We start from the raw sequence: 13,339 nt of genomic DNA, 5'->3' as shown, positions 1-13,339 counted from the left end.
GTTTAAAATGAAAATTTCTGTGAGTACCGTAACCCCCGTATATTGTGGCGAGAAATATCTTCGAGACTTAGTTGCTGAAATTGAAAAGATTAGGGGTCAGTGGGAGCGGGCCGATGCGCCAATGGCCTTAGTCGAATCCATTTTTGTCGATGATGGTTCCATCGACTCGTCCAGTGAGGTGCTGGCACAGATAAGTGCAGAGTATCCATGGGTAAGGGTGTTGAGTTTATCGAGGAACTACGGGCAGCACTCGGCAACCGTTGCAGGCTTGTGTCACTCATCAAGTGATTGGGTGGTCACATTGGATGAAGATCTTCAGCACAAACCAGCTGACATCGACCAATTATTCCGAGCTCAAGTAAATAATGCTGCGGATGTGGTCTATGCCGCACCTTTTAGTCCAGCGCACGGTAAAAGTTGGCGCGATCTGTCGTCCAAAGTTGTTAAGAAAATATTGGCAAAGCTTACGCGAACGCCGCAGATAAGATTTTTTAATAGCTTTAGACTGATTCGCGGCAGTATTGCAAGAGCCGCAGCTAGCTCAAGTAGTAGTCAGACCTATCTCGATATTGCGATATCGTGGTTCACTAAGTCTGCGGTTACGGTTGCTATCGAATTGAAAGACAATCGCTTTATTGATGATGACGAGAGTGGGTACAGTCTTGCTGGTTTAATCAATCATGCGCGCCGCTTGATGGTGAGTTCGTCATTTGATATTGCGTCGAAGGGATTGTTTGTTGGGGTGATGGCTATAATTTTAGCAGTAGCGGCTGGCGCTACCGCAATCATTCAAAAGATATTAGTGCCCGAGTCAGTGGGCGTGGTCGGATGGGCTTCTCTGGTATCGCTGATTACATTTTTGGGGGGGGTTATTATTATGATTTTGTGCATTATTCTTGAATATGTGAGCGTGTTAGTAACTAACCAGCTTGGTCGGCCAACATTCTTCACTGTCGACCGTTCAAATGATTCTGCGTTAGTGGCTTGGTTTCGTAAATAGAAAATTGAGTATATCGGCATACGAATTCAATTTTGGGGAGCCTCATTTAGTGCTGGTGGTTGGCCGGGGGTTGATTGGTTTCGAGATTGCGTTTCAGGCTAAGGTATTTTGTAGTCGAACGATAAGTGTTGCGACGACCAATACTGACTGGAATAACCCCGCGGAACTAAAGCATACGCTTTCGTGTCTTGTGGAGCATGGTGGGTATTCGACGGTTGATTTGGTTTGGGCAGCGGGCAAGGGCGGTTTTTCAGCTAGCGACGCTGAAATGGAAAATGAGTATAACTATTACAAGGATGTGGTTGTGTCGCTGCTTGAGTTGCCTGATGTGGAGCTTAGGGTGTCGCTAATAAGTTCTGCTGGAGGCATCTATGAACACTCAGGGTTTGTGTCTGCGCTGGGTCAAATTAATTATGATCGCCCGTATGCTCGTTGGAAACTGGAGCAAGAGAGGTTGGTGTTAGAGCGCTCTGCGGTTGCACGCGTTTACCGTGCCGCATCGGTTTATGGTCTTGGTTTGCGTGGTAGTCGGGTGGGGTTGATAAATAGAATGGTCATGTCGGCGATCGCTGGATCTACGGTGGAAATTTATGCGCTGCAAAATACTTTGAGAGATTACATCTTTAATGGAGACATTGCGCGCCATGTTGTCGGTGATATTGTGGCGAATACCCAGTCTGGGGTTCAGTTGCTTGCTAGTGGGCGACCTACTTCCATTGACACATTAAAAAATATTGTGTCCAAGGTTACAAACCGAAGGTTGAAGCTCGTTTATGTTCCTAGTGCAGGTAATGATAAGGATATTCTTTTTGCTCCCCAGTTGACTGCTCTACGATACCAGGCAACGAGTCTGGAAGAGGGGGTTAGGTTGTTGGCTGCCAATATCGGGGTGGCTCATTAGCATCTGGGTATTTTCGTGCGATTGATCTTGGCGTGTTTTCGATGTATAAGTAATTTGTATATACGACATCCTAATTTTAGGTGGTGAAGTTTTGTTGCGTGGCTGGGCTATAGCAGCGAGCAGCGGTGGCGTGAAAAATGTGCATCGACTGAGTTAAGCATGTGTATATGCTGTACTATTTTTGTGAGGTTAAAATTATCCATTCAGCATTGGGGAATGGTTGTGAGTGAGCATTAATTTCTACTTACTTGACATTTCATTGGTGTTGTATAAACTTCCCTAATAAATTAATGTAATTCCTCTACCTTATCAACGGAGACCAAAGTGAAAAAAATTTCTGTCCTAGCTGTTAGCCTTATGGCAATTGCCACGTCGTTTACTGCCAGTGCTGAGCCACGTTCAGTAGCAGTAGATATTACTAAAATGCGTCCATATGCAAGTGGCAATTACTTTGTAACTGTTAGCTCCGATGAGATGAATGATTCATCAAATTGCACACTTGTATATAAAGTGCAGTCTGATGCTGCTGGTGCGAAGTCTGTAATTGCATCATTGTTGACTGCGTACGCTTTAGAGAAGCCAATTGAAATTGAAATTCCAACAAGTACTGGTTGCGAAGGTTTTGGTACTCCAATTCAAAGTGTATTTTTATCGCAATAAGAGCTTTTCGGCTTTTTTGCTTCATTTTATGGGGCGGAAAAAAGATTAAAATAGAGAGCTATTTGTAGCTCTCTATTTTTTTGGGTGTTTGTATTTGGCTGGTCATTAAATAATCATTCCGCATAGGGTCTTCTGTGTGGTTTGCTGGCCATGGGTAGGGCAAACAAAAAAAATTCTTTCGCGCAATCGGTTTTGTGCGTTTGCATATAATCATTGATGTTTCGTTTTGCTAAAGCATCGATTAATACAAATCCAGAATTTCTGGATTCGAGCGTTCTTCTTGTGAAAAAAACTATCATTGCTCATGCTCATATATTTAAAAATGCAGGAACGACGATTGACTGGATTTTAGAGCGAAATTTTGGGTCTGGCTTTCAGGATGATCGCGACGACACGAGGATGCGTAAGGAGCGCGAGTATATCTTTGAGGTGTTAAAGGCGAAGCCAAAACTGCGTGCGTTGTCTAGCCACTCACTGAGGCTTCCGGTACCTAGTAGTGATGTTTGGGATGTTCATACCATCGTGATGCTTAGAGATCCGATGCTTCGGGTTCGCTCGGTCTATGACTTTGAACGTAAGCAGGTCGCGGACACGCCAGGTGCGCAAAACGCTAAAAGAATGAATATTGCCGAGTATGTGGCTTGGCGGTTGCAGGATGATGTGGCTCCGACCATTCGAAATATGCAGATTCGCTATTTGACTTCAAATAGTATGCCTCAGCGCTTCTCTCCAACTAGTGAGTACTTAGAAGAGGCAATAAGTTTTGTGGAAAAAAATCCTTTAATCGGCGTTGTGGAGTTGTTTGATGAGAGTGTGGTGCTTTTTTCTGAGCACTTTTCAAAGACAGAGTTTGAGATAGATTTTTCTTATCAAAAACAGAATGTAAGTAGAGCTCGAGCAGTGTCAAGAGAGGAGCGTTTAGCGGAGTTGGAATCTGACTTGGGGGCAGAGTTATATGCTCGGCTTATGAGTGCTAACGAGCTTGATATGCAGTTATATGAGTTTACTAAGGCGGCGGTAGTTAAGCGATTTGAGTTGGTTGACGGTGCGGATCAAAAGCTTGATGACCTAAGGTCTGCTTGTCGAGCGCTGGCTTAGGTTTTTCGGTGGTGTATGAAAAAAAACGCTGAGAGTCGTATTCAGTTTGCGGATTCCATGCAGGTTCTGAAATTCTACCTTCAGTTGCTTGCTAAGCGACCCATGGCAACATTATTCCTTGTTTTTTTAGGGTTTTTGGTTCGCGGATTGTCTGTCGTTGTTTTTGTGCTTATTGTAAAAGTTTTTCTGTCAGTCATTGACCCCTCTTCAATTGTAAAGGTTGTAAATCAATTTGCGAGTGGTTATGGTCTGGCCGAAATTAATCAGTCGAACCTTCTTTATGCGTTGGTCATCATACTTGTTGTATTGATAGTTGCTCAGTATGTTCTTAATAAGGTCTATTTATTTTTCTTTCTCCATTATCGCACCGCGACCATTTCAGGTTTGTTACTCTCGCCTCTGAATGATCATGTGCCTATGCATTTGCATATCTGTTTAGATAAGGTTCCGATCGGCTATGAGGGTGTTATTAAGTCGTTGGAAATTTTGCTTTTCTATTTTTTCTTATTTAGTGGAATATTTCTAATCAATCCTTTAGCAGGTTTGTTGGTTTTGTTGTTAGTGCCGATAATGCTGGCTTTGATGTTGTTGAAAGGGCGAAAAGAGGTGTTTGTTCACACTGAAATGCAGCAATGCAGGAAGGCTGTTTTATCTATGGATGATGACTACCTTCGCGCACTTCAGCTGATTAATGAGAATTACATGTTCGGGCGAAACTCAATTATTTATTCAGAGTTATTTGGTGGTATATCGATTGTTATCATGATGATTGCTTTTATGTTGTGGTACTCGGAGAGGCAGTTTGGGTTTAGCGGTGTCGCGGCTTTATTTCTTGTTTTCGGTATTAGGTTTGCGGTGGTGTATGCCGGTGAGTTGAGTCGTGTGCTTAGTCGCGTGTTACAGCAACGCATTATTGTTGAAAAAATACAACATCCGCCAATTTAGCTTGATGTGAATGCCTTTGGTGGCGTTGCTGTGTTGGTTGGCTTTCACTTAGGTCAGCATCTTGATGTGTAGGGTGAAGGCTGGATTGCAGTGTTCATCGCTTGGCAGGTTAATGATATGAGTCTCAATGATATGACCAGTAAGAAGCCGCGAATAGCTATCATAATCACTCGTAGCGATATTGGTGGTGCACAAAATCACGTTCGCTCTATCCTTGCTGGTTTCTCTTCAGAGTGCGACCTGCTTTTAGTGTCCGGTTCTGAGGGATTGTTGACAGAGTATGCCCGTCAATTAAGAGTGCAGGTTGAAGTCTGTCCATCTATTGATTCCTATAATGTGGTAGGAGCCACGTTTCGTTTGCTCGCGGTGCTGCGACGTTTTGATCCAGGGTTGGTTCACACGCACTCTGCATTGGCGTCGATGAGCGGCCGTATTGCAGCAAAGGTATTGGGTATAAAGACTCTGTATACAGTTCATGGGTGGCACTTTGCTGGGCTTGATGTTGGCGTGCGTCGACGCCTTCAGGTGGCGATGGAAAAAATTATGCGACCATTAACGGATTTTTGGATAACGGTGTCAGAGTTCGATCTAAGGTTGGGGCTCAGTGCGGGTATTCTTGAAGGGGGGCGGTCGAAATGCATACCAAATGGTATTCCGGATGAGCAGATTGAACGTACAGAGAGGCCGTTTGGTCAGCTTCGTGTTGTGTTTGTTGGTAGAGCGTCGTATCAAAAAAATATTTATGGTGCATTGCAGGTCTTAGAGAATGCCGGGGAAGATGTTCGTATGACGATATATACCTCTGGCGCGGGTGCTGCGGAGTTATTTGACCTTGTCAGTATTAGCAAAGCTAAAGAGCGTTGCGAGATTGTTTTGGATGAGCCTCGTGCCGGGTCATTGCTTGGTGATTACGATGTGATGTTGGTGACTTCACGGTATGAGGGTATGCCTCTCAGCGTGATTGAGGGGCTGCGCGCTGGGCTTTGTATTTTTAGCACAGATGTTTGTGGGATGAGTGAATTGGTGGGCGCTAAGAATGGGCGCTTATATCCGATGACGGATTTTGTTGGAATGGCTAAATCGCTAAACCAAGTTGCTTTAGATGATGTTGGTTTGAAGTCAATGCAGAGGGAGTCAAGAAGGCTTTACGCGGAAAAGTTTAGTGAGAAGTTGATGGTGCAGGCGATATCTCATGTTTATCACACAATGATTTGAATTAATGCCTCGATTGTGAGTGCTTTGTCGGCGGGTTCGATGGCTTGATGGTATATATAGCAGAAGTGGTTTTTGATTTGTGTGCGGCCTCCACTTATGAATGCATTAGGTGGCGTTTTTCGATATAATCAACTACTTATTTTTTATAAATAAATAGCGCGATTATGACCGACCAATTTGCTAAAGAAACCATCCCTGCTAACCTCGAGCAGGAGATGCGGCAATCGTACCTAGATTACGCTATGAGCGTTATCGTTGGGCGTGCGTTGCCAGATGTTCGTGATGGTTTGAAACCTGTGCATCGACGTGCGCTATTCGCCATGTCGCAGCTTAACAATGACTTCAATAAGCCCTATAAGAAATCGGCGCGTATTGTTGGTGATGTTATCGGTAAATACCATCCGCATGGTGATACTGCGGTTTACGATACGATTGTTCGGTTAGCGCAAGATTTTTCTATGCGTTACCCCTTGGTCGACGGTCAAGGTAACTTTGGTTCGGTTGATGGCGATTCGCCAGCCGCAATGCGTTACACCGAAATTCGTTTGTCAAAGATTGCGCATGAAATTTTGGCGGATCTCGACAAGGAGACCGTTGATTTCTACCCGAACTACGACGAAAGCGAAATGCAACCGTCGGTTATGCCGACGCGGATTCCGACGCTGTTGGTTAATGGTTCATCGGGTATCGCTGTTGGTATGGCGACCAATATTCCACCGCATAATTTGACTGAAGTCATTAACGGCTGTGTGGCTATGATCGATAATGAAGACATTACGATCGACGAATTAATGGAGCACATTCCCGGCCCAGACTTCCCGACCTCCGGTTTTATTAACGGGTCGAGCGGTATTCGCGATGCGTATCGCACGGGTCGCGGCAAAATTTATATGCGTGCACGCACGCACATTGAAACCAATGAAGCCAATGGTCGTCAGTCTATTATTGTGACTGAGTTGCCTTACATGGTGAATAAGGCACGCTTGCTTGAGAAGATCGCTGAGCTGGTTAAAACCAAAAAGATTGACGGCATCACCGAGTTACGCGACGAGTCTGATAAGAGCGGTATGCGCATGTTTATCGCTGTGCGTCGTGGTGAAGTGGCCGAGGTTATTCTAAATAAGCTGTTTCAACAAACCCAGCTGCAGACCGTATTCGGCATTAATACAGTTGCCTTGCTGAACAATCAGCCGCGCTTATTCAATTTGCGCGAGTTGCTTGAAGAATTTATCAAGCATCGTCGTGAGGTTGTTACAAGGCGTACTATTTATAACCTGCGTAAAGCGCGTGCTCGTGCTCACACATTAGAAGGTTTGGCGATTGCCTTGAGCAATATTGATGAAATGATCGAGTTGATCAAGAAATCAGCCAGTCCGGCAGTGGCCAAAGAGCAGTTGTTGGCGCAGAGTTGGGCGCCTGGCGTGGTTGCCGACATGATCTCGCGTGCTGGCGACGTTTCTTCCAAACCACAGGGCTTGGATCCAGCGCTAGGCTTACATGCTGATGCGTATTTCTTGTCCGAGAAGCAGGCGCAAGCGATTCTTGATTTGCGTTTACATCGCTTAACTGGCCTTGAGCAAGACAAGATTCGTGAAGAGTACGCTGAAGTGCTCGAAAAGATCGCTGAATTTATTAATATTCTGGAAAACGTCGGCCGCTTGATGGAAGTGATTCGTGAAGAGTTGGTGGCAATCAGAGAAGAGTATGGCGATCAGCGTCGTACTGAAATACTTGACCAAAAGCTCGACCTAACGCTTGAGGACATGATCGCTGAGGAAGACTTGGTCGTAACGTTGTCGCATGAAGGCTACGCTAAGTCGCAGCCGTTAAGTGATTATCGTGCCCAGCGACGTGGCGGCAAGGGTAAGAGCGCCACCAAAACCAAAGATGAAGACTTTGTTGAGCGCATGTTTGTGGCCAACTCGCACGATACGGTTCTGTGCTTCTCAGATAAGGGTAAAGTTTACTGGCTAAAAGTGTATGAACTGCCGCAAGCCGGGCGCAATGCGCGTGGTAAGCCGATTGTTAACTTGTTGCCACTAGATAGCGATGAGCATATTACTGCGATTCTGCCGGTTAAAGAATTTACCGAAGGTCAGCATGTATTTATGGCCACCAGTGATGGTACGGTTAAGAAGACGTCCTTGATGGATTTCTCGCGCCCGCGTTCAAACGGCATTATTGCACTCGACTTGGTTGAAGGTAATTCGTTGGTTGGCGTTGGTGTCACTAATGGTGCTCAAGAAGTAATGTTGTTTACCACATCCGGTAAGGCAATTCGTTTTGATGAGCATGATGTGCGACGTATGGGCCGCACCGCACGGGGAGTCCGAGGTATTAAATTAGCCGCCGACCACCTAGTGAACGCGATGATTATTTGTGATGCAGCCGATGCTGATTCAGCGGTGCTGACATTAACTGAAAACGGTTATGGTAAGCGTACTTCGTTGGCAGAATACAATCTTCAGGGTCGTGGTGGTCAAGGTGTAATCTCTATTCAAACTAGCGAGCGCAATGGTAATGCTATTGGTGCTGTTTTGGTTGAAGAGCACGACGAAGCCATGCTGATCACCAATGGTGGCACTTTGGTGAGGACTCGCGTTGCTGAGGTTTCGGTGATCGGTCGTAATACTCAAGGCGTGAAAGTCATTGGTGTGTCGACTGGAGAGAAGCTGATTAGTGTTCAGAAGGTCGCCGAATCCGAAGAGGAAGAAGATGTTGCTATGCTTGACGGTGATGTTGAAGCGCTAGTAGATGGTGTTGAACCTGAGGCTAGTGAGCCGAGCGACGCGGCTGTCGATGCTGACTCAGAGTCAGATGCCGAAGATACGGAATAAGAAAGATACGGAATAACGAAGATACGGAATAACGAAGATACGGAATAACGAAGATACGGAATAACGAAGATACGGAATAAATAGCCGCACAGTGAAATCGGCATCATGATGGTTTGGTGATGCCGATTGTTTGGCTAGTCTACGTTTAGGTTGAGTGGGGTAGCTGGCTTGGTAAATCTGGCTATCCTCGTTTAGTGTTGCTTGCTGATATAACCGGTGATATGGAGGCTTCATTTATGTTAAAGCGAGGGTTTCAATGGCTGGTTTTAAGCTGGACGCTGTTAGTGCTCATGGCTTGTCATTCTAAGACAGAAGCGGGGCTATTATTAACCATGCGTGTCGACCAACCGGCACTTGCCAGTGGTCAGGTTATTATTGTTTCGGAGTTGGTGAATCAAGCCGGGCAATCAATTACCTTCTTACCATGGAATACACCGTTTGACTCGGCGGTAACTGGCGACTTTTTAAGCGTCACTCAAGCTGGGTCAGATAATGCGCGCTCACCTTATATTGGCATGATGGTGAAGCGCATGGCGCCTACTGATAGCGACTATTTGACCTTGGCTCACCAGCAAAGCATTGAAAATCGGCTTGATATTACTCGCGCTTACGCGTTTTGTCGCAATCAGCACTATGTTGTTGATATACTAAACAAAAATATACTGCAAAATAATTCATCGCACGATCTAGAGCTTGTGCCTGTCAAATTTGACGCCGGTGATGCGTTTCCAGTCTGTGATTAACGGTGTCGCGCTGTATTGAGCGGCGCGAATAAGGAGCTTCTAGTGTTAAATCTATTTCGGGTGATTGTCCGCACTCGCACTGCGACTCAAGTTGTTTGTCTGTCGTTATTATTGTGCGGCGTTGTCTCAATGTCCGCGGCCGCTTCACTGCCAGCAGGTATCGAGGTTTCGCTGCAAACTGTGCAGGCTAAATACGGCAAAGATGATGCGGTAATGGTCAAGGTGACGTACCGCAATGTTACGTCTGAAGCGATTAAGTTGCTTACTTGGGAGACCGCGCTCGCCGGCCGGGTCGACGAAGATTTTCTTCGGATTGTGCATGAAGGCAGTGTGGTGCCGTATTCAGGGCGTCACTACAAACGTTATCCGCCCACGGATGCTGATTATGTAACTGTTTACCCTGGCGCTAGCGTGTCCGCTACCGTTGACCTGTCTACAGGCTATTCGCTTAGTTATAAAGGTGATTATTTGGTGTCGGTGAAAGGCGGCGCTGTCACCTCAGGCAGCCAGAAGGCACCTCAAGTAACGATCGTGCTCACCAGTGATAGAGCAATTCGGTTCAAGCAAACTCCCGCGTTCTCTGGTTGTTTTGGTGATCGACCAAGCCAAATTGATGCGGCATTAGGCTCAGCCGAGCGTTTGGCGCGTACTGCCAGTGAAGATTTGCGCAATAACCCAGTGTCTGTACGTGGTGATGCGCGTCGATACCGTGAGTGGTTTGGTGCTTACAGTGAAAGCCGTTGGGACCGAGTGCAGCGTAATTTTGATCGTATCTACTCAGCCTTGAGTACCCGTCAGATCACCTTTATTTGTGACGATACCAGTCCATTTTTTGCATATGTTTATATAAATGACCCATACAAAATCTATTTGGGTTCAGTATTTTGGCAAGTTCCGCAGACTGGTACCGACTCTAAAGCTGGCACCATCATTCACGAGGTAAGTCATTTTACCATTGTCGCTGGTACGGATGATGTGGTTTATGGGCAATCTGGCGCCCGCAGTCTCGCGAACAGTAATCCGAATGATGCGATCACCAATGCCGACAGTCATGAATATTTTGCGGAAAACACGCCGAGTTTAGATATGTCAACCGAGCCAGAACCGGAACCAGAACCCAAACCATTTATAATTCAAATTCTTCAGCTTCTGCTGTTTGATGACTAAGCCTGGTGGCTGCTGAGCTTTGCTCGGTGGCCCAATGGATAGTTTGCTGACCTTATTGTGCGGCTCGACTGGAGCCGCTCATTCGTCGTACTTGTCTATGTTATTTAGGCTTAGCTGTTTCAGCTTAATCGCTAAAACTTGGCCACTTGCGGCGTGCTCGAAGAGTCGTGTTGCTCATTGATCAACAAAATATCGTGAATTACCAAACTAGTCATATGGATTTGGCTCAGCCTTGTGTAAAATACCCTACCTAAACAGCCTCTGGACAGTGCTTCAATTCTGTCTCAAGCTAATAACGGCTCGTAAGTATAAAAACTAGTTACTAGTAACTAGAAGCTATGCGGGGCTCAGCGAATGAAGCTCAATATTGGTTTATTGTGACTGATCGCAAGACAAGATTTTAAACTTTCTTGGAGACTTATAATGAGTCGTATTTTTAATTTCAGTGCGGGTCCAGCCGCGCTACCTCTCGCCGTGCTTGAGCAAGTGCAATCTGAGATGTTGGAGTGGAACGGTACCGGTGCGTCAGTGATGGAAGTTTCGCATCGCGGTGCGCCGTTTATGCAAGCAGCGGCACAGGCTGAGCAAGACCTTCGCGACCTAATGCACATTCCTGACAACTACAAAGTATTGTTTTTGCAGGGCGGAGCAACCTCGCAATTCTCCGCAATTCCTTTGAATTTGAAGCACTTAGGTGGTTCGGCTGATTATGCGCATACCGGTCATTGGAGTAAAAAGGCGATTGCCGACGCTAAGCGCTTTATTGACGTGAATGTGGTGTGTGATACCTCTGAAGAAGGTTATAAGCATGTGCCAGCAGAGTCGTCTTGGGCGCTGAGTGATGACTCGGCGTATTTGCATATCACTCCGAATGAAACGATTGCTGGTGTCGAATTTGATTGGCTGCCTGACGTGAATGTGCCGATCTGTGCCGATCTGTCTTCCACCATACTGTCGCGCCCGATCGACGTGGCCAAATATGGCATCATTTATGCCGGCGCACAGAAAAATATTGGCCCAGCTGGCTTAACGATTGTCATTGTTAGAGACGACTTAATCGGACACTTTCCTGATGATGCTCCGCGTTTGATGGATTATCAGGTTATGGCTGAAAGCGATAGCATGAACAATACGCCGCCGACTTTTGCTTGGTATTTGGCGGGTAAAGTGTTTGCTTGGCTTAAATCAAATGGTGGCGTTGAGGCGGTGGCTGAAGTTAATCGTGCGAAAGCCGAGAAGCTGTACAGCTATATTGATGGGTCCGATGGTTTTTACACCAACCCAGTGGCTGTCGACAGTCGTTCGTGGATGAATGTTCCCTTTATTTTGGCGAATAGTGATCTAGATGCCGAGTTCTTGGCTGGGTCGCATGATGCTGGTCTGCATGCACTTAAGGGCCATCGCTCTGTCGGTGGTATGCGCGCCAGTATCTACAACGCTATGCCAATGGCCGGCATTGATTCCTTGCTTGATTTTATGGATCAATTTAAAGCCAAGCATCGCTAGTCACCTCGTTATCATTAGACGCAACGAACTAATAACCAAACATATAATCGCCGAACATTGATTTCGGCGATCAGCTTTATAAGCAGGCAAACGTAATGTACAAAATTCTTACTCTAAATAATATTTCACAGGTTGGTCTTGACCGGTTGCCGGCTAGCGACTATTCGGTCACAGATTCCGAAGCCACTCCTGACGCGATTATTTTGCGATCATTCAAAATGCACGATATGGAGATTCCGGCGTCGTTAAAGGCGGTTGGTCGTGCTGGTGCCGGCGTGAATAATATTCCCCTCGACAAAATGAGCGCGGCGGGTATTCCGGTGTTTAATGCGCCGGGCGCGAATGCCAATGCAGTTAAAGAGCTGGTGGTAGCTTCTTTGTTTATTGCGGCACGTAATATCAGCGAAGCCATTAAATACACCGAAGGCTTGAGTGGCGACGATGCTGAGTTATCAAAATTGGTTGAAGCGGGTAAAAAGAAGTACGCCGGTTTCGAACTGCCTGGTCGCACCATTGGTGTGGTAGGTCTAGGCGCGATTGGCCGGATGGTGGCGAATACCTGTGTGGATTTGGGTATGAATGTTATTGGTTTCGACCCAGGTTTAACGGTCGATGGCGCATGGCAGCTTTCAGCTCGAATCGGCCGTGCCGGTAGCGTCGAAGAAATGTTGTCGAAAGTGGACTTCCTAACGGTACATGTACCGTTGATTGATGCCACCAGAGATTTGATCAACGCTGATAACGTCTCTCAAATGAAGCCCACGGCGACTGTAATCAATTTAGCGCGCGGCGGCATTATTAATGACGAGGCGGTTTGTGATGCCATTGATGCAGGTAAATTAGCCTGTTACGTCACCGATTTTCCGAATAACCGCACTAAGCAAACACCTGCGGTTCTTGGTTTGCCACATCTGGGCGCGTCAACTGGAGAAGCCGAAGATAATTGTGCGGTTATGGTTGCTGACCAAGTGCGCGAGTATCTTGAAACCGGTAACATAGTTAATTCAGTGAATTTTCCCAATGTGTCGATGTCGCGCAATACCGACTACCGCTTGGTAGTATGTAATGCCAATGTGCCGAATATGGTCGGGCAGATTTCCACGATTTTAGCCGATGCCAACCTTAATATTAACGACATGATTAACCAATCACGTGGCGATGTTGCTTACACTATTGTTGATGTAGACAGCTCGATACCAAGTTCGGTAATCGAGACTATTAAGCAACTTAACGGCGTGATGATTGCGCGCGTGATCCAGCCTTAGGC

At 46.2% G+C, this 13,339-nt stretch carries 12 protein-coding genes; 11 read left to right on the top strand and 1 reads right to left on the bottom strand.

What is annotated here, in order from left to right:
* Positions 1-7 precede the first annotated feature (7 nt).
* From DFR28_RS10430 to gyrA, 7 genes are all read left to right on the top strand, one after another.
* Complete coding sequence (locus DFR28_RS10430) at positions 8-1,000, top strand: glycosyltransferase (RefSeq protein WP_113954254.1); 993 nt, start codon at positions 8-10, stop codon at positions 998-1,000.
* Positions 1,001-1,004: 4 nt separating this feature from the next.
* On the top strand, positions 1,005-1,901 hold the full coding sequence (locus DFR28_RS10425) for an NAD-dependent epimerase/dehydratase family protein (RefSeq protein ID WP_113954253.1): 897 nt from the start codon (positions 1,005-1,007) through the stop codon (positions 1,899-1,901).
* 324 nt (positions 1,902-2,225) lie between these two features.
* The gene (locus DFR28_RS10420; RefSeq protein ID WP_147250997.1) at positions 2,226-2,561 is read left to right on the top strand and encodes a hypothetical protein; all 336 of its coding nucleotides are present in this window, start codon (positions 2,226-2,228) and stop codon (positions 2,559-2,561) included.
* A gap of 282 nt (positions 2,562-2,843) precedes the next feature.
* Complete coding sequence (locus tag DFR28_RS10415) at positions 2,844-3,659, top strand: sulfotransferase family 2 domain-containing protein (protein WP_170132057.1); 816 nt, start codon at positions 2,844-2,846, stop codon at positions 3,657-3,659.
* A 15-nt stretch (positions 3,660-3,674) separates the two neighbouring features.
* Positions 3,675-4,604 carry a hypothetical protein gene (locus DFR28_RS10410; RefSeq protein WP_113954250.1) on the top strand — a complete coding sequence of 310 codons (930 nt, stop codon included), beginning with the start codon at positions 3,675-3,677 and terminating at the stop codon, positions 4,602-4,604.
* Between the two features lie 117 nt (positions 4,605-4,721).
* Positions 4,722-5,819, top strand: a complete 1,098-nt coding sequence (locus tag DFR28_RS10405; RefSeq protein ID WP_147250996.1) for a glycosyltransferase — start codon at positions 4,722-4,724, stop codon at positions 5,817-5,819.
* 164 nt (positions 5,820-5,983) lie between these two features.
* A complete protein-coding gene (gene gyrA, locus DFR28_RS10400; protein WP_113954248.1) occupies positions 5,984-8,656 on the top strand; it encodes a DNA gyrase subunit A in 2,673 nt (890 codons plus the stop codon).
* On the opposite strand, the gene DFR28_RS19585 is transcribed toward gyrA, so the two are convergent.
* Positions 8,633-8,890: a hypothetical protein gene (locus DFR28_RS19585; RefSeq protein ID WP_147250995.1), complete on the bottom strand. Its 258-nt coding sequence runs from the start codon at positions 8,888-8,890 to the stop codon at positions 8,633-8,635. The two genes, gyrA and DFR28_RS19585, sit on opposite strands and share 24 nt — an antisense overlap.
* Before the next feature lie 2 nt (positions 8,891-8,892).
* Here DFR28_RS19585 and DFR28_RS10395 point away from each other — a divergent pair, with 2 nt between their 5' ends.
* The 4 genes from DFR28_RS10395 (at position 8,893) to DFR28_RS10380 (ending at position 13,337) form a co-directional block, all read left to right on the top strand.
* Positions 8,893-9,399: a hypothetical protein gene (locus DFR28_RS10395; RefSeq protein ID WP_147250994.1), complete on the top strand. Its 507-nt coding sequence runs from the start codon at positions 8,893-8,895 to the stop codon at positions 9,397-9,399.
* Between the two features lie 42 nt (positions 9,400-9,441).
* Complete coding sequence (locus DFR28_RS10390) at positions 9,442-10,566, top strand: M35 family metallo-endopeptidase (RefSeq protein ID WP_147250993.1); 1,125 nt, start codon at positions 9,442-9,444, stop codon at positions 10,564-10,566.
* Positions 10,567-10,989: 423 nt separating this feature from the next.
* The gene (gene serC, locus DFR28_RS10385) at positions 10,990-12,072 is read left to right on the top strand and encodes a 3-phosphoserine/phosphohydroxythreonine transaminase (protein WP_113954245.1); all 1,083 of its coding nucleotides are present in this window, start codon (positions 10,990-10,992) and stop codon (positions 12,070-12,072) included.
* 95 nt (positions 12,073-12,167) lie between these two features.
* On the top strand, positions 12,168-13,337 hold the full coding sequence (locus DFR28_RS10380; protein ID WP_113954244.1) for a phosphoglycerate dehydrogenase: 1,170 nt from the start codon (positions 12,168-12,170) through the stop codon (positions 13,335-13,337).
* Positions 13,338-13,339: the final 2 nt, after the last annotated feature.

Origin of the sequence: Arenicella xantha (assembly GCF_003315245.1) — a bacterium.
In the GTDB taxonomy this organism is placed as follows: Bacteria; Pseudomonadota; Gammaproteobacteria; order Arenicellales; family Arenicellaceae; genus Arenicella; species Arenicella xantha.
The sequence above is the reverse complement of the archived record's forward strand: the minus strand, read 5'-3'. Positions and strand labels throughout refer to the sequence as shown.

Excerpts from the sequence above, each read along its gene's own strand:
- DFR28_RS10395 (WP_147250994.1), top strand. The coding sequence starts at position 8,893 with ATGTTAAAGCGAGGGTTTCAATGGCTGGTTTTAAGCTGGACGCTGTTA.
- DFR28_RS10410 (WP_113954250.1), top strand. The coding sequence starts at position 3,675 with ATGAAAAAAAACGCTGAGAGTCGTATTCAGTTTGCGGATTCCATGCAG.
- DFR28_RS10405 (WP_147250996.1), top strand. The coding sequence starts at position 4,722 with ATGAGTCTCAATGATATGACCAGTAAGAAGCCGCGAATAGCTATCATA.
- gyrA (WP_113954248.1), top strand. The coding sequence starts at position 5,984 with ATGACCGACCAATTTGCTAAAGAAACCATCCCTGCTAACCTCGAGCAG.
- DFR28_RS10430 (WP_113954254.1), top strand. The coding sequence starts at position 8 with ATGAAAATTTCTGTGAGTACCGTAACCCCCGTATATTGTGGCGAGAAA.
- serC (WP_113954245.1), top strand. The coding sequence starts at position 10,990 with ATGAGTCGTATTTTTAATTTCAGTGCGGGTCCAGCCGCGCTACCTCTC.
- DFR28_RS19585 (WP_147250995.1), bottom strand. The coding sequence starts at position 8,890 with ATGAAGCCTCCATATCACCGGTTATATCAGCAAGCAACACTAAACGAG.
- DFR28_RS10380 (WP_113954244.1), top strand. The coding sequence starts at position 12,168 with ATGTACAAAATTCTTACTCTAAATAATATTTCACAGGTTGGTCTTGAC.